General features: G+C 72.3%; 14 protein-coding genes and 1 pseudogene. 9 read left to right on the top strand and 6 right to left on the bottom strand.

Translation table 11 applies throughout. From position 1 onward, the window contains the following. Window positions 1-399 precede the first annotated feature (399 nt). The 3 genes from AB0O67_RS09385 to AB0O67_RS09375 all read left to right on the top strand — a co-directional run bounded on the left by AB0O67_RS09385 (window position 400) and on the right by AB0O67_RS09375 (window position 2,370). A complete protein-coding gene (locus tag AB0O67_RS09385) occupies window positions 400-1,257 on the top strand; it encodes a serine hydrolase (protein ID WP_365447894.1) in 858 nt (285 codons plus the stop codon). 230 nt (window positions 1,258-1,487) lie between these two features. Next, window positions 1,488-1,934: a DUF4395 domain-containing protein gene (locus AB0O67_RS09380; protein WP_365447892.1), complete on the top strand. Its 447-nt coding sequence runs from the start codon at window positions 1,488-1,490 to the stop codon at window positions 1,932-1,934. Between the two features lie 7 nt (window positions 1,935-1,941). Continuing rightward, entirely contained in the window at window positions 1,942-2,370 is a 429-nt protein-coding gene (locus tag AB0O67_RS09375; protein ID WP_365447890.1) for a thioredoxin family protein, read from the top strand. Between the two features lie 56 nt (window positions 2,371-2,426). Here the strand turns inward: AB0O67_RS09375 and AB0O67_RS09370 are convergent, their stop codons facing one another. The 5 genes from AB0O67_RS09370 to AB0O67_RS09350 form a co-directional block, all read right to left on the bottom strand. Beyond that, a complete protein-coding gene (locus AB0O67_RS09370; protein ID WP_365447980.1) occupies window positions 2,427-3,293 on the bottom strand; it encodes a geranyl diphosphate 2-C-methyltransferase in 867 nt (288 codons plus the stop codon). 82 nt (window positions 3,294-3,375) lie between these two features. Then, on the bottom strand, window positions 3,376-4,449 hold the full coding sequence (locus AB0O67_RS09365; protein ID WP_365447888.1) for a family 2 encapsulin nanocompartment cargo protein terpene cyclase: 1,074 nt from the start codon (window positions 4,447-4,449) through the stop codon (window positions 3,376-3,378). 4 nt (window positions 4,450-4,453) lie between these two features. Continuing rightward, on the bottom strand, window positions 4,454-5,896 hold the full coding sequence (locus AB0O67_RS09360; RefSeq protein WP_365447886.1) for a family 2B encapsulin nanocompartment shell protein: 1,443 nt from the start codon (window positions 5,894-5,896) through the stop codon (window positions 4,454-4,456). A 437-nt stretch (window positions 5,897-6,333) separates the two neighbouring features. Next, window positions 6,334-7,215 carry a YegS/Rv2252/BmrU family lipid kinase gene (locus tag AB0O67_RS09355; protein WP_365447884.1) on the bottom strand — a complete coding sequence of 294 codons (882 nt, stop codon included), beginning with the start codon at window positions 7,213-7,215 and terminating at the stop codon, window positions 6,334-6,336. An 80-nt stretch (window positions 7,216-7,295) separates the two neighbouring features. Then, window positions 7,296-8,894: an FAD-binding oxidoreductase gene (locus tag AB0O67_RS09350; protein WP_365447882.1), complete on the bottom strand. Its 1,599-nt coding sequence runs from the start codon at window positions 8,892-8,894 to the stop codon at window positions 7,296-7,298. Window positions 8,895-8,961: 67 nt separating this feature from the next. On the opposite strand from AB0O67_RS09350, the gene AB0O67_RS09345 reads away from it, so the two are divergent. Continuing rightward, window positions 8,962-9,579, top strand: a complete 618-nt coding sequence (locus AB0O67_RS09345) for a helix-turn-helix domain-containing protein (protein ID WP_365447880.1) — start codon at window positions 8,962-8,964, stop codon at window positions 9,577-9,579. Continuing rightward, window positions 9,576-11,150 carry a glycerol-3-phosphate dehydrogenase/oxidase gene (locus AB0O67_RS09340; protein ID WP_365447878.1) on the top strand — a complete coding sequence of 525 codons (1,575 nt, stop codon included), beginning with the start codon at window positions 9,576-9,578 and terminating at the stop codon, window positions 11,148-11,150. The genes AB0O67_RS09345 and AB0O67_RS09340 overlap by 4 nt, the downstream gene beginning before the upstream one ends. A 149-nt stretch (window positions 11,151-11,299) precedes the next feature. On the opposite strand, the pseudogene AB0O67_RS09335 reads toward AB0O67_RS09340, so the two are convergent. Next, window positions 11,300-11,440 (bottom strand): annotated as a pseudogene (locus tag AB0O67_RS09335) (NAD(P)-binding protein); the annotation flags it as partial. Between the two features lie 71 nt (window positions 11,441-11,511). On the opposite strand from AB0O67_RS09335, the gene AB0O67_RS09330 reads away from it, so the two are divergent. From AB0O67_RS09330 to AB0O67_RS09315, 4 genes are all read left to right on the top strand, one after another. Then, window positions 11,512-12,624 carry an aminotransferase class V-fold PLP-dependent enzyme gene (locus AB0O67_RS09330; protein WP_365447876.1) on the top strand — a complete coding sequence of 371 codons (1,113 nt, stop codon included), beginning with the start codon at window positions 11,512-11,514 and terminating at the stop codon, window positions 12,622-12,624. A gap of 240 nt (window positions 12,625-12,864) precedes the next feature. After that, window positions 12,865-14,295, top strand: a complete 1,431-nt coding sequence (locus tag AB0O67_RS09325; RefSeq protein WP_365447874.1) for an FG-GAP-like repeat-containing protein — start codon at window positions 12,865-12,867, stop codon at window positions 14,293-14,295. 209 nt (window positions 14,296-14,504) lie between these two features. Then, complete coding sequence (locus tag AB0O67_RS09320; RefSeq protein WP_365447872.1) at window positions 14,505-15,428, top strand: MurR/RpiR family transcriptional regulator; 924 nt, start codon at window positions 14,505-14,507, stop codon at window positions 15,426-15,428. A 303-nt stretch (window positions 15,429-15,731) separates the two neighbouring features. Then, the coding region (locus AB0O67_RS09315; RefSeq protein WP_365447870.1) for an FAD-dependent oxidoreductase at window positions 15,732-16,210 on the top strand (479 nt) is incomplete at its 3' end.

Genomic DNA, 16,210 nt, shown 5'->3' with positions numbered 1-16,210 from the left:
CTACGTACCAGGGGGAGGCTGCGCGACAGGCTCGTCAGGTCCGCCGGAGCGGGAGCCGCCCACGGCAAGACAGTCGGGATGGCAGCCGTCCGCGATCCCGGGTTTCGGCCCACCCGCGCACGGCGGCCCGATGGCCAGAGGCCTTTCGGACCCGCCCGCTTGGGGCCTGCGCTGCTTCGGGCAGGCCCGCCGCGGCCCGGCGGGCCCGCCGCGTTCCGGCACGGTCGCGCGGCGCGCGCCGACAGGTGCGCTGCAGGATATCCCACCACCGGTCCGACGGTCCGAGGGCCCATGCCGAGCGGACAGTCCGTAGCGAACGTCACGTTCCATTCGATACCGCCACTCATCCAGACTGGTCGCCCATAGCGACCGACAGCAACGGAAGAACGGGCGGAGCGAATGGGGCTCACGCGAATATCCCGGCGTCTCGTGGCCACAGCGATCGTCTCCGGCGTGGCGGTTCCCGCCGTCGTGGGGTTCGGGGCAGGTGGCGCCGTCGCGGCGACGCCGCCGGTGAAGTGCGCCTCGGGGCAGGCAGGGCTCGCGGCCGAGCTCCAACGGGACATCACGGCCTCCCTGGAGCACACGACGGCCGTCGCGGCGGTGTCCCTGCGCGACCGGTCGACGAAGACCGTGTGCACGCTTCGGTCGGACCAGAGGTTCGACTCCGCCAGCACCGTCAAGGTCACTCTCCTGGCGACGCTGCTGTGGGACGTGCGGAAGCACGACCGCCACCTCACCCAGCGTGAGGCCGGCCGTGCCACCAAGATGATCACAGCGTCGGACAACGCCTCCACGAACGCGCTGTGGAAGCAGATCGGCGTGACGAAGGTGCAGCGCTTCCTGGCCGCGGCGGGAATGACCAGCACTGTGCCGGGCGGCAAGCGAGCCTGGGGCCTGACCCAGATCACGGCCGCCGACACGCAGAAGCTGATGAACCTGATCATGGAACGCAACACGGTGCTCAGCGACGACGCGCGTGCCTACATCCTCAAGCTGATGAACAAGGTCATCCCCTCGCAGCGCTGGGGCACCCCCGCGGGAGCACCACGCGCTGCCGTGGCGCACGTCAAGAACGGCTGGCTGCCGCGCGCGGCGCACGGCTGGCGGGTGCACAGCATGGGAGCCTTCACCGGCGGCGGGCGGGACTACACGCTGACCGTGCTCACCCAGGACAACAGCACGATGAAGGCCGGCGTGGCGACCGTGGAGGCGGTGGCCCGAGCCGTCCACGAGGACCTCGCCGTCCGGCGCTGAGTCGCCCGGACGTGGCGCGAGCGGGAGCGAGGCCCGGCGGCGCGGATGTCCGGTGAGTGGGCGGTGGTTGACGGCGGTCGGCGCGGCTGCTGCAATACCCGGCATGTCCTCCGCGGCGTTCCTGGTGATCAGGGCTCACATCGACTTCGGTCGGGTGTGGTCCGCAGCGTGTCGCTGACGCGCGCACCCCCGTCCCTCAGGATCCGTCTTCTGCCGTCCCGGAGTACGTCATGCCCGGCACAACCCCCGCTGCGCCTGTCCGTGTCGACCCGCGCGGGCCTCGTTTCGCCGCCGCCCTCACCACCCTCGTCCTCTTCCTGGTCCTGGGCACGGGCAGTGGCGTGCTCCTCGCGGCGCAGGCCGTCGTCTTCGCTGTCGGCGCTGCTCTTGGCTTGCGCTGGTCGCCGTACGGCTGGCTCTACCGCCGACTCGTACGCCCCCGACTCGGCCCGCCGAGGGAGCTCGAGGACGAGCGGCCACCGCGGTTCGCGCAGGCCGTCGGTCTGGGCTTCGCGCTCGTGGGCACGGCGGGATACCTCACCGGCGTCACATGGCTCGGCATCACGGCGGCCGCGGCGGCTCTCGCGGCGGCGCTGTTGAACGCCGCCTTCGGTTACTGCCTGGGCTGCGAGGTGTACCTCCTCGCGGTACGCGGCCGCGCCCGCCTGGGCGGGTGAGGTGACCGTGGGCGATCCGACGGGGTTGACCGTGGCCGCCGCGGTGTCGCTGGCCGTGATCGTCTTCGGGCTGTTCCGGGCCCGCCGCGACGGCAGGTTGCGCGGTGACGGACGGGACGAGGTCCTGCGGTTGTCTGCCGGTGAGCTGGGGGAGGCGCTCGGTGAGCGGGCCACCCTGGTGCAGTTCTCGACGACTTTGTGCGCGTCCTGCCCCGGCACGAGGCGGCTGCTGGCCGACGTGAGCGCTTCGACGCCCGGCGTGGCCTTCGTGGAGATCGACGCCGAGGCGCGTCTCGACCTGGTCCGGCGCGCCGACGTGATGCGCACCCCGACCGTACTCGTACTCGACCACGCGGGCCGTGTCGTACGCCGCGCCTCCGGGCCGCCGACCCGGGCCGACCTTGTGTCGGCGGTGGACCTCGCCACGGCGGACTGAAGGCCGGCGGCGGGTCGGGGGCGGTATGTGCTCGCCCCCCGCCCCGCTCCGGAGCGTCAGACGCGGTCGGCGGTGATCAGGAGGTACTGGAAGCTGCCGTTGCGATAGGCGTTCAGGAAGGTGTCCTCGATGCCTGTGACCAGGTGGTCGGCCTGTCGGCGCAGGTCCCAGTAAGGGATCGCCTCCGCGGTGAGGTCCTGGACGTGGACGGGCACGAGCCGGTTGCGGGCCATGGCGCGGAAATAGGCCGAGCGGGGGTGGATGTCGCAGATGTAGTGGGCGTTGATGAGGGAGACCTCGCGGGAGGCCCGGCCGTACGTGTCGTTGTAGCAACCGGTGATCACGACGTAGCGGCCGCCCCGGCGCAGGAGGCGGGCGTGCTCCGCGAAGAGCAGGTCCAGTTCGACGTACATGGTGGACTCGTTGTTCCAGGACGCCGCGTAGGCGCCGGTGGTCAGCCCGGTGTCGAGCATGTTGCGGTGGTGGTACCGCACCTTGGCGTCGATGCCGCGTTTGCGTGCCTGCTCGTTGGCGAAGTCGGCCTGCTTGGCGGAGATGGTGACCCCGTCGGCATGGCAGCCGTAGCGCAGGTTCGCGACCACGCTGCCGCCGCCCCGTCCGCAGCCGGCGTCGAAAACCCGGTCCGTGGGGGCGAGTTCACCGAGGTGGGACGCGAGGAGCTCGGCCTGTGCGTGTTCCAGCCGGTGCAGTTCATGGGTGATCCGCTCGCGGCGCCGGTCGGCGTCCGGTTCGTCGAGCACCGACCGGTCGGCCTCGCCGACGCCGTAGTGGTGGTGGTACAGGTCGTCGAGCTTTCCGAGTTCGAGGTTGACCGGGTTTTCCTCGGCGTTCCAGTAGTCCGCGATGCGGTTCTGGTACGTGGACTGAGTGGGAACCGCTGCGGACGCGGTGCCGGTGTGCATGGTGGTCAACGCTGACTCCTTCGTGCTGTGGTGCAGGTGCGAGTGCTGATCGGCCCTCGGCAGGTCGTGCCGAGGACGTGGGTCACCAGTAGTCGGGCAGTCGGTAGCGGTGGGTGTTGGTCGCGTGCCACTCGTGGTTGCCCGCCACCCAGTCGGCCAGGCCGCGGGCGTAGCGTTCGAGGAGCGGCGACGTGGCGGACAGCACTGCGGCCTCCGTCTCGAAGGCGTCCATGACCTCGTTGTGGATGTCGACGCTGCGCAGGTATGCGGCCTTGAGGCCGCACCGGTCGTTCGCGGCAACCACCTGGGGCAGGTTCAGGTGGTCGGGGTCGCTCGCCAGTTCCTTGGTGAACGAGTACAGGTCGTTGACGATGGTGGTGGCGTTGCAGGCCAGGACGGTGATGCGTTGCACCTCCGGGCGGGCGTAGAGGGCTTCGGGCAGTTCGTAGCCGTCCACGGCGTCGACGATGGACAGGCAGGGACGGAAGTTGTTGAACTGCCGCATCACCAGGTACTGCCAGACGCGCGGCACGTGACGCGTCTCCGACCAGGATGCCTCCGCGAGGTACCCCAGGTGCAGCCGGGCGAGGTCGTGCACCAGCCGGTCGGTCTGGCTGGGCGTGGCGACCACCGCGTAGTCCTTCATCGCCCAGTGGTAGGACCGCAGCGGGCCGTCGGCCTGGACGCCGTCGCGCCACTCCTGTTCCGTTTCAGGGGTGGCGTGGAAGGGGTCGAGGGCGGACTGGGCCATGATCAGCCTGCCGCCCAGGCCTCGCCGTGCACCGCCCCTGCCCTCGTCCTCCTCGCAGTAGCAGCTGTCGACGATGTTCTCGGCCAGCAGCAGTTTGCCTGCGACGGTGAGGCGTTCGAGGTCGGCTGCCGCAGGGTGCTGCAGGACCACGGCGCGGCCGAACTGGAACTGGCCGAAGTCCCCGCTCCACTCCGCGGGGAACAGGTCGAGGCCGCGGGCCCAGGCCTCGAGCCTGCGGTCGATCTCCGCGACCTTCTCCGGGTCGGCGGGCGCGGCGGGCCGGTACCTCAGTCCCGGAATGGCTCCGCTGCGCCGGGCCCGGATGCTCCGGGCGAGGTTGGGTGGGCCGGGCAGCGGGATGCCGGCCGCGGTACTCGAAGGGCTGTTCATAGACGTGTGCTCCACCTGGTCAGTCGGCGGTCCGGCCGATCTGGACGTTCTCCAGGACTCCGGCCGCGTCGGGTACGAGGATGGCCAGCGAGTAGTAGGCGGTCACGAGGTAGTTGACGCGGGCGGCCTCGTCGATGCCCATGAACCGGACGTTGAGGCCGGGCTGGTGTTCCTCGGGGATGCCGGTCTGGTACAGGCCGACGACTCCCTGGTCGGTCTCGCCGGTGCGTAGGGCGACGATGCTGGTGGTGCGGGACGCGGAGATGGGGATCTTGCCGCAGGGGTAGATCGGGACTCCCCGCCAGGCGGGCAGCTTGTGCCCGTCGACGGTGGTCGAACCGGGCATCAGGCCACGCTTGTTGCACTGCCGGAAGAACGCGGCGATCGCTTTGGGGTGGGCGAGGAACAGGCGTGTCTTGCGGCGCATGGACAGCAGTTCGTCCATGTCGTCGGGGGTGGGCGGGCCGGTGAAGGTGCTGATGCGCTGCCCGTGGTCGGCGTTGTGCAGCAGGCCGAACTCCCGGTTGTTCACCAGCTCCCACTCCTGGCGCTCGCGGATCTCCTCGATGGTGAGCCGCAGCTGCTGCCGCGTCTGGTCCATCGGGTCGTTGTAGAGGTCGGCGACCCGGGTGTGCACGCGCAGCACGGTCTGGGTCAGGGACAGTTCGTACTCGCGCGGTGTGAGGTCGTAGTCGACGAAGCCGCCGGACAACGTGGGCTCACCGGTGTGGCCGGCCTGCACCGGCATGTCCGCCTCGCCCCCACGGTTCGTCGGCAGCCGCTGCCGGTCCGCGTACGCCGCCAGATGAGCGGCCAGCGACGGCACCCGGTCGGTCAACTCCCTGACCGCGTCCGAGGGCAGCACCAGCAGCACACCGGCCGTCTCGGCGCGCACCGAGGCCGGCCACAGCGGGTCGGTCCGGCCGATGGCCTCGTCCCCCAGCTGGTGGCCGTCGGTGACCACGCCGATCACTTCTTCCTCGCCGTACTTCCCGGCGACGAAGCGGGTGAAGCGGCCGTGGACGACCAGGTAGGTCTCCGTGACGGGCTGCCCTGCCTCGCACAGGACCTGGCCGGCGCGGACCTCCCGGACCGTGTGTCGGCCGGCGATCTCCTTGAGGACGTCGTGGTCGCTGTAGCCGCGCAGAACGGGCAGTTCGGTGAGGGTCTGCGGGATCACCCGGACGTCGTCCGCGCCGTTGTGCTCGAAGCGGACCCGCCCCTCGCCGGCCCGCAACAGCAGACGGCGGTTGACCCGGTAGGCGCCGCCCCTGACGTCCACCCACGGCAGCTTCCGGAGCAGCCACCGGGAGCTGATGCCCCGCATCTGGGGCTCGGACTTGGTGGTGGTCGCCAGCTGACGCGCGGCACGCGTACCGAGACTGGTGAGCTCACGTTCCCCGGGTGCCGCGGCGGCGGATTCCTCGGTGGCGGGACCGGCGACGCTGTCCGCAGCGGACACATTCCCTCCCGGATGGACGAGCGGCAGTGAGCAGAACGGCCAGTGGTGCGCGAGTGGCCGTGTGCTGCAGCAAGACAATCAGTCCCAGGGGGCGGACGGTACGGCGCGAAAGGGGCGGTCTTGCCCCCAGGGTGCACAAACATCCCTTATGAGGCGGACGGCGCATTATCGAACCGCACTCGCGCCCCGCACTCACCACTCGCGCCAGCCACACCTGACGTGACACCGAGAGCCGTGGTTCGCGACGACGACCTTGGCCGCCGCCAAGTCGATGCCGTCGAGATCTTCACAGCACCCGTATGACGACGACGTTCTGGACCGGCGCTCCGATCACTCGCAGGGTGGCCGGTCCGTGCTCGACGAGGATAGGAGTGGTGTGCCTGACGGACTCGAGAACGGTCTGTTGCAACTTCACCCGCGACGGGAACAGGCACCTCTCAGTGCAGGACGCGCAGTGCGCCCGGCTGGACCCTTGCCGTGACCGGGAGGACCGCCTCGACCTCGCCGTCCGCGCCGTAGGGGATCTCCCTGTCGGCCTCGATGCGTATCTCCTTGCCTTGCACGACGCTCACCTGCGGCCGGTTGACGTGGACGCCCGTGTCGAGTTCCTTCATCAGGGCGAAGAACAGCCGGCGCGGCGCGTCGTGGATCATCACGACGTCCAGCAGGCCGTTGTCCAGCCGGGCGCCGGGGGCGACGAGGCGGGCGGAGCCGTAGTAGCCGGAGTTGGCGGCCACTGCGGTGTAGCCGGCGTACGCGTGTTCCTGGCCGTCGACGGTGACCCGGTAGCGGGCGGGACGCCAGGTGCTGATGGCGCGCAGGGCCCCGGCGTAGTAGGAGGCGGTGCCGCGCAGCAGCCGGGCGTGATTGGCGTGGCGGTTGGCGAGCGCGTCCACCCCGGCGTAGACGCTGCCGAGGACGACGGCGCGGTCGTGGACGGCCGAGGTGACCTCGATGGTGTCGACGGCTCGCGGTGTGCCGTCGAGCAGGATCCTGGCGAGGTCCTCGGGGTCGCCGGGCAGCCCCAGGGCCCGGGCGAAGTCGTTGCCGCGGCCGGCCGGGATGACGCCGAAGACGGTCTCGGTGCCGCTGAGCGCACCGCCGATGCCCCCGGTGATTCCGTCGCCGCCGACGGCGAGCACCACCCGCCCGCCTTCCCCTGCCCGTTGGGCGAGTTCGCAGGCGTGGGCGAGGCTGCGGCTGTACTCCGTCTCCAGCTCGGCGCCCGCCTCCCGCAGCAGCCGGGCCACCTTCAGCAGGGCCGCAGCGCCGGTGGCTCCGCCCGCGGTGGGGTTGACGACGGCGGTGAACTGTCGCATCGATGTGCCTCCGGGCTGACGGTGGTACCGGGCTGTTGTCCGACGAGGGGACGGGCTGGAGCGAAGGAGTGCGGCCGGACTCAGTCCGCGGGCAGCAGGACGCCCGGGTTGAGCAGGCTACGTGGGTCCAGCCGTTGCTTGACCGCCCGCAGCGCCGCGATACCGAGGTCTCCGGCCTCCCGTACGTACCAGTCGCGGTGGTCGGTGCCCACGCCGTGGTGGTGCGTGATGGTGCCGCCCACGTCGAGGATCGCGTCGTTCGCGGCGTGCTTGGCGCGCGCCCAGTGCGCAACCGGGTCGTCGCCCTGCGCGGAGACGACGGTGAAGTACAGGGAGGCGCCGTTCTCGTAGACGTGCGAGATGTGGCACATGACCAGCGGAGGGGTGCCGCCCTCGGTGAGCGCGCCGGTGAGCGCGTCGCGGACGGCCGCGTACAGAGCGGGCAGCCGTGACCAGTAGGCGGCGGTCTCCAGCGTCTCGGCGAACGCGCCCGCTTCCAGGAGCGAGTCGCGCAGGTACGGCGCCGAGTAGCGGCCGTGCGCCCAGCGCTCGCCCGGTTCCGCGCCCGCGAAGGTACCGCCGCACTCGGCGAGGACGGCCGCGGCACCCGCCCGGCGCCGCGCGGTGTCGTCCTCGGTGCCCTCGAATCCGACCACGGCCAGACACCCGGCGCTCTGCTGTGCGACGGCCGAGCCGATGGCATCCGGCTGGGCGAGGCCGATCAGCGTCTCGGTCTCGTCGGACAGCCGCAGGACGGTGGGGCGCGGCCCGTCCTGGGCGAGCCGGCGCAGTGCGGCGGTACCCGCGTCGAAGGAGGCGAAGCGCCAGCCCTCGTAGCGGCGTGTCTGCGGGACGGGCCGGACGCGGACGGTGACGGAGGTGATGACGCCGAAGGCGCCCTCCGAGCCCAGCAGCAGCTGACGCAGGTCGGGGCCGGCGGCCGAGCGCGGGGCCCGGCCGGTGTCCAGAGTGCCTTCGGGCGTGGCGAGGGTGAGGCCCAGCACCATCTCGTCGAAGCGGCCGTAGCCGGCCGAGGCCTGTCCGCTGGAGCGGGTCGCGGCGTAGCCGCCGATGGTGGCCCACTCGTAGGACTGGGGGAAGTGGCCGAGGGTGAAGCCGTGTTCGGCGAGCAGGGCCTCTGCCTCGGGGGCGCGCAGTCCCGGTTCGAGCGTGGCGGTGCGGGAGACCGTGTCGAGGTCGAGCAGGCGGTTCATGTGCCGCAGGTCCAGGGCGACGAAGGGGGTTCGGCCGCCGGGGACGAGTCCGCCCACGACCGAGGTGCCGCCGCCGAACGGGACGAGGGGCAAGCTGTGCTGCGCGCACGCGCGGAGCACGGCGAGCACCTCGTCGTGGCTCTGCGGGAGGACGACGGCGGCCGGCGCGTCGCCGGTGTCGCCGGTGCGGATGCGCAGCAGATCCGGGGTGGACTTGCCGCGGGTGTGCCTCAGGCGGGTCTCCGTGTCCGTGCGGACCCGGTCCGCACGGTCACCGACCGCGGACAGCAGCGCCTGGTGGGCGGCACCGTCCAGGGCGGGCGCGGCGATCTTGACCTGCTCCAGCGATGCCGAGGCGACAGGGTGGGGTGTGACGCCGAGCCAGTCGCGCAGCAACCCGGTCACGTTGTCGGGCAGCGGCGTCGCCCTCGCCGGGTCGCCCCAGCCGTTCCACAGCATGTCCATGCCTGTCGTCCTCACACAGTTCCGAGGGTCTGCCGCCGGAGCGGGTCCGGGCGTTACACTGTTACACATGGCGCCTATTCGTCACAACAGATCGGTTCCGCAGAACTCCTCCGACAGCGACGTGGTGCTCGACGCCGTGCGGGACTGTGTCCTCGCGGTCGGCGTTCGCCGCACGACCATGACAGACGTGGCCCGCCGCGCCGGCGTCTCCCGGATGACGCTCTACCGGCGCTGGCCCGACGTCCGCACCCTCGTCGGCGATCTGATGACGCGGGAGTGGATCGCCGTGGCGATGGACGCCATGCCCGAGAGCGGGCCGGAGGCGGGCACACGCGCGCCACTGGTCGACGGCCTGGTGGCGGGGGTGAAGGCGTTCAGGGCCCACCCGCTCTTCCAGAAGATCGTCGACGTGGATCCCGAACTCCTCCTGCCCTACATGCTGGACCGGCGCGGCGCGAGCCAGGAGGCACTGCTGGAACTGCTCGCGGACGCGCTGCGCAAGGGACACGCAGACGGCTCGGTGCGCGAGGCCCACGCCGAACGCCAGGCGCGGACCGTCCTGCTGGTCCTGCAGTCCTTCGCGCTGTCGCTGCGCACCATGACCGACGAGGACGACGCCGATCTGACCACCGCGGCTTTCCTGGCCGAACTGCGCACCGTTCTGGAGAGGACCCTCACCCCATGAGCCCGACCAGCAGCCCCGCCGCCGGCAGCTCCCTGTCCGCCCCGCGGCGCATCCGTGACCTGGCCGAGGCCACCGACGGCCGCGTCGTGGACGTGCTGGTCGTCGGCCTCGGCGCGACCGGTGCCGGAGCGGCCCTCGACGCCGCGGCCCGTGGCCTGGACGTCGTCGCCGTCGACGCCCACGACCTGGCGTTCGGTACGTCGCGCTGGAGCTCCAAGCTCATCCACGGCGGGCTGCGCTACCTGGCCTCCGGGCAGCTCGACGTGGCCCACGAGAGCGCGGTCGAGCGCGGCGTGCTGATGGAGCGTACGGCGCCTCATCTGGTGCGTGCCCAGCCGTTCGTGCTGCCCTTGACCGCGCTCGTCTCCCGGGGTCAGGCCGCCCTGACGTGGGCCGGGCTCCGGGCAGGCGACGGCCTGCGCCTGACCGCCCGCACAGGCCGCGCCACGCTGCCCGCCCCGCGTCGGCTCACCACGGTGGAGACCCGCCACATGGCCCCGGCCCTGCGCCCCGAAGGGTTGCGCGGCGGCCTGCTGTCCTGGGACGGAAAGCTCACCGACGACGCCCGCCTGGTGACCGCACTGGCCCGCACCGCCGCCGCGCACGGCGCCCGCGTCCTGACCCGCGTCCGGGCCCTGGCACTGACCGGGGCCGGCGCCCGCATCCGCGACGAACTCACCGGCGAGGAGGGCGAGATCCGCGCCCGCGCGGTGATCAACGCCTCCGGCGTGTGGGCCGGCGACCTCGTGGACGGCCTCCGCATCCGCCCCTCGCGAGGCACCCACCTCGTCCTGCGCTCCGAGCACATCGGACCGCTCCCCGCCGGCCTGCACATCCCGATCCCCGGGGAGACGAACCGCTTCGTCCTCGTCCTGCCCCAGGACGACGGCCGGGTCTACGTCGGCCTCACCGACGAACCGCTGGACGGCCCCGTCCCCGACGTCCCCGAGGTACCCGAGACCGACATCGGCTTCCTGCTCGACGTGCTCGGCTCGGTGCTGGAGGCCCCCGTCGGACGGGACGACGTCGTCGGCGCCTTCGCCGGGCTCCGCCCCCTGCTGGACACGTCGGCGCCCGGCGCAGCCTCACGCACGGCGGACATCTCCCGCCGACACGCGGTACTGACCTCACCGGACGGTGTGGTCAGCGTCGTCGGCGGCAAGCTCACCACGTACCGTCGCATGGCCGAGGACGCCGTGAACGCCGCGATCGCCGCCCGCGGCCTCGTCGTCGGCCCCTCCCCGACCGCCGCGCTCCCGCTCGTGGGCGCCGCCGTGCCCCGCACGCTCGCCGAGCTGCGCGCGCCACGCCGCCTGGTCCAGCGCTACGGCACCGAGGCACCGGCGGTGCGGGCGCTGGCCGTGGACGATCCACGGCTCGGCGAGCCGATCCTGCCGGGCCACCCCGTCACAGGCGCCGAACTTCTGTGGGCGCTGCGCCACGAGGGCGCCCTGGACGAGGCCGACCTGCTCGACCGGCGCACCCGTATCGGACTCGTCCCGGCCGACCGGGCCGAGGCGCTGGAGACCGTACGCGGGTTCGTCGGCGCGGCCTTGGCGATCGGGCACTGAAGCCGCACCGGATCGGCGGCAGCACCGCCGGTGCCGACGCAGGTTGTGAGCGCCACACCCCGCAGCGGGCAGAGCGTCGAAGCAGCGGGCGACGGTGTGGCAGCGTGCGCTCCGCCTTGACCGCGGGCCCGGCGCCGATCCCGCCCGTCGCCCGCTTCGAGAACAAGCACGCGTGCGTCGGTCTCCTGCAGCAGTCGCGCAGCGACGACGCACCCCGCAGAGCCCGCACCCACCACGACGCCATCGACTTCCCGCGTCGAATTCTGACAGACGGTGAGGAGCCGGTGGATCTACCCTTACTCTCCTGATCGGCGGCCGCAGCGCCGTGCTGGATCGCACCGTCCTGGAAGGAAGAGCCCCCGTGCTCACGTCGTACGCAGCCCACTTCGACACACCCGCCGGTTACATGGACTTCGCACGGTTCGGTCCGCCGTCGCGGGAGGTCGTGGCAGCTACCGCGCGTGCCATGGACGAGACCGCGCGGGCCGACCACACCACCGTGGACGGCCTGATGCGGGCGGATCAGGCGGCACGGGAGATCGCGGCCCGCCTGGCGGGTACCGACCCCGAGCACACCGTGCTCCTGCCGAACGCGTCCACGGGCCTCTTCCATGCCGCTCTCGGCGTTCGCGAGGGCGTGGTCCTCGCACCGCGCACCGACTTCCCCTCCAACCAGTACCCGTGGCGCCGCGCCGCGAGCCTGGGCCGGGTCACGCCCCGCTGGCTCGACCCGGCGCCCGGCGAGGGCATCGGCCCCGACCTGGTCCGCGCGGCGCTGACCGACGACACCGTGGCCGTGTCGGTCAGCGCCGTGGACTTCCGCACCGGGTTCCGTGCAGACCTGGCGGCACTGCGCGAGGTGATCGGGGACGAGCGGCTGCTGATCGTGGACGCCATCCAGGCGTTCGGCGTGACCGACATGCCGTGGGAGGCGGCGGACGTGCTGGTCGTGGGCGGCCAGAAGTGGCTGCGGGCGGGTTGGTCCACGGGTTTCGCCGCCCTGTCCGACCGGGCGCTCGGCACCCTGGAGCCTGTCCTCACCGGCTGGACGGGGGTCGAGGACGCCGGCCTCTTCGACGGTACGGAACATCAGCCCGCCCCCGACGCCCGACGATGGTCGATCACCCATCTCAGCCCGGTGGCGGCAGGAGCCTTCGCCGCCGCGTTGGACCTCGTGGAGCGGCATACCGTCGCGGCGATCGAGAGCGCGATCGAAGCGCGGGTCACCGAACTCGGCGAGGTCGTCGAGCGCTCGGGCGGTCGTGTCCTGTCCCCGGCAGATCCGGCACGGCGCGGGGGCATTCTCTCCTTCGCGTTGCCGGACCAGGACCCCCTTCTCGTCGCCAAGGCGTTGCAGGCCGAAGGGGTCACCGCGACGGCGCGGGCCGACTCGCTGAGGCTCTCCCCGCACGCCTCGACGCCGCCGGAGATCTCCGAGCGCGTGGCCGCAGCGCTGTCGTCACTGCGGAACTGACCCGGTCTGCTGGTGCGTCTCCGTACAGGACCGGCCGCCGCCTTGCGTCGGATGTCCGGGTTCTCCTGCTGGACGTCGAGTCCGACCGCGGCACCACAACCTTCCCCCGCGGCCACGAGTCCTCACTGTGTCGAGCGGGTTGCCGCACGATCCGGTGGGTGTCACGGGGCTTGGACCACGTTGCGCCCCGTGCTGTCGGCGCGAGCCCTGTGGTCGCGCCTCGGGGAAGGGGACACGCGGATGGGCAGATGGGGGACGGCCGCGGTGGTGGCTGTCGGACTGATCGCGGGATCGCTGTTACCGGCCGCTCCGGCCGCCGCAGTGCACGCTGCGGCACCCGGTGACTTCAACGGAGACGGTTATCGTGACGCGGTGCTGCCGGCGCCGGGCGCGAACGTCTCCGGCAAGGAGGCCGCGGGCGCCGTCGTCGTGCTCTACGGCTCGTCCTCGGGGCTCTCGGCGAGCCGGCGGAAGACGATCACTCAGAACACGTTCGGTGTGCCGGGTTCGGTCGAGCCGTACGACCGCTTCGGCGCCTCCACGGCCACGGCCGACCTGAACCGGGACGGATACGCCGACCTGGTGGTCGGCTCGCCCTACGAGGACACCGCGTACGGCGTCAACTCAGGGGTGGTGACGGTGCTGTGGGGCGGCAGGGACGGACTGGGCCGGGGCACGGTGCTGCCGCCGCCGTCCGCCTCCGCCAACCAGGACTACGGCCTCGACGTGGCCGCGGCCGGCCTGGGGGCGGGCACCAGGACCCAGGTCCTGGTCGGTGGGACCAGGGTGACCGTCGCCTTCAAGGGCCCGTTCACCCGCGCCGGCGCGTTCGGCTCCGCGGTGCGGAGTGCGGAGGAGGACGCCGTGGGGTCGGTGGCACTCGGCGACCTGGACCGCAACGGCATCCCCGACCAGGTGGCCCTCGCCGGCTACCGCGCCGACCTGTCGGGCAGCCAGGTCCGGGTGAACCCGACGGGCGGACAGCCCTGGCCGGAAGGGCTGGAGAACGGCAACGGTCTCATCGCCGCCACCGGTGACGTCAACGGTGACGGGTACGCCGACCTCGTGGTCGGTGACCCCCAGGAGGCGACACGCTGTTGCGACGGCCAGTTGGGCGGTCGTGTGCTGCTCTGGCGAGGGTCGGCGGACGGCATCGCCACCGACGCGCAGCCCGAGGAGATCACGCAGGCGACCGAGGGCGTGCCCGGCTCGAGCGAGCGCGGCGACACCTTCGGCGCCGGCGTCACGGTGGCCGACCTCGATCGCGACGGGCTCGCGGACATCGTGGTCGGCGCTCCGAACGAGGCCGTCGGCGGCGTCAGGAGGGCAGGCATGGTCACGGTGATCCCCGGCCGTGCGGCGGGCGGGCTCGGCGCGGGGGCGTACTCCTTCCATCAGGAGACCGCCGGTGTCCCGAGCATTTCCGAACACCGCGACTGCTTCGGTACCACGGTCTCCGCCGGAGATGTCGACCGGGACGGCATGCCGGAACTGCTCGTCGGCGCCGCCTGCGAGAACCACTACACCGGCGCGGTGTTCGTGCTCCCCGGCGGCGCCTCCCGCCCGACCGGCGAGGGCAGCTACGCCTTCACGCCGAACATGTTCGGCTTCACCCAGGGCAACAGCACACTCCTCGGCGGCAACGGGCTGTGGTGGATCCTCGGCGGCTGACCGACCGGCGGCTCACCGCACCGCACGGTGAGCCGCCGTGACCGAAGACACCGCCGGACGGACGAGTGACGTCACGTCCCCGTACCGGCGTGCGCGCGAATGACCAGGCCCACTCAGGTGCCCCCGCCCGGCACCGACGTGACCCTGTGTTGTGATTAACTGCCTGTCACGGTGCGTACGCCCCCGTCGTCCGGTGCAGGAGGAAGCCGATGACCCGCCGGGACGAGCCCCCCACGCCGGAGCGCGGCCCCGCCGGCGCGAGTGGAGCAGACGCCCTCACCCGTATCCGCGCCGGCCGGCCCACGCTGCCGCCCTCGGAGCGGCGGGTGGCCGACGCCGTGATCGCGGATCCGGCCGGAAGCTCGGAACTTTCCATCGGCGTGCTCGCCGAACGGGCCGCCACGTCGCCCGCCACCGTGCTGCGCTTCTGCCGGACGCTCGGCTTCGGCAGCTACCCCCAGCTGCGGCTCGCCCTGGCCGCCGCGGTCGCGCACGAGCGGGCGGTCGGCGGGGAGCGGTCGGCGCTGGGGACCGACATCGATCCGTCCGACACCCTGGAACAGATCGTCAAGAAGATCATCTACAACGAGGTCCGCGCGCTCGACGAGACCGCCCGCAGTGTGGACCCGGCGGTCCTCGGCCGGGCCGTCGACGCCATCACCGCGGCCCGGCGCATCGACATCTTCGGCGTCGGCGCCAGCGCCTTCGTCGGCCAGGACCTGCACCAGAAGCTGCATCGCGTCGGCCATATCGCGTTCGTGTGGACGGACGTCCACGCCGCCCTGACGGCGACCGCGCTGCTGGGTCCCGGCGACGTGGCGATCGGCATCTCCCACTCGGGGGAGACGGAGGACACCGTCGAGCCGCTGGCCGCGGCCGCCGCTCGGGGAGCCACCACCGTCGCACTCACCAACTTCCCCCGGTCCGCCCTGGCGGAGGCGGCCGACCTCGTCCTGACCACCTCCGCCCGCGAGACACCGTTCCGTTCCGGCGCCACGGTCAGCCGGATCGCCCAGCTGGCCTTGGTCGACTGCCTGTTCGTCGCCGTGGCGCAACGCTCCTACGACGCCGCGGCGTCGGCCCTCCAGGAGACCTACACCGCCGTGCAGCGGCGCCGGCGGCGTCGCTCGTAGCACCTCTGCCGGCACACGAGCCGCTCGCGAGTCCTCCCACGTGACAGCAGGCCGGGGTTCCGGCCCGTGATGGGCCCCGGCATGCCCGGACCCCGGATGTCATTAAATTACATGTCGCACATCCAGATGTAAGTTATTGACATTTGCCGACGGTGATCCCGATACTCCCGGGAGCCGCGGACGGGCCGGACCGCGCGCCGACCGGCCCCGGACACACCGAGCGGGCGGTACAGCCGCGCACCCGGTCGCCGCGCGCAGACCCACCGTCGTCCCGCGCCGAACCGGCGGCGCCGCCGAGGAGCCATGAGCCACCCCACCGCCTCCGCCACGCCCGCCCCCACCACGCCGCCCTCCGACCAACGTCTGGCCGAACTCCTCGCCTCGTGCGTCGGCGACCCGGCCCGGGTGACGACCGCACTGCCCCGCAGGATCGCGGCGGCGCATGACGCCTCCCCGTACCTGTTCACTCCTCGCGCGGTGGTCCGCGCGGCGTCGGCGGGCGAGGTGGGCGCGCTGATGGCCGGGGCCCGCGCGGCCGGCGTCCCGGTGACCCTGCGCTCGGGCGGCACCAGCCTCGCCGGTCAGGCCGGCGGCGACGGCATCCAGATCGACGTACGCACGCACTGGCGCAACGCCGAGATCCTCGACGACGGGCACCGGGTGCGTCTCCAGCCCGGACTGACCGTCCGCCAGGCCAACGCCCGGCTCGCGCGGTACGGCCGTCGGCTGGGCCCGGACCCGGCGAGTGAGAGCGCCTGCACCATCGGCGGCCTGGTGGCCAA

Origin of the sequence: Streptomyces sp. NPDC086077, from assembly GCF_040686175.1 — a bacterium.
In the GTDB taxonomy this organism is placed as follows: domain Bacteria; phylum Actinomycetota; class Actinomycetes; order Streptomycetales; family Streptomycetaceae; genus Streptomyces.
Note: the sequence above shows the minus strand (reverse complement) of the source record. Positions and strands in the feature narration are given on the sequence as shown.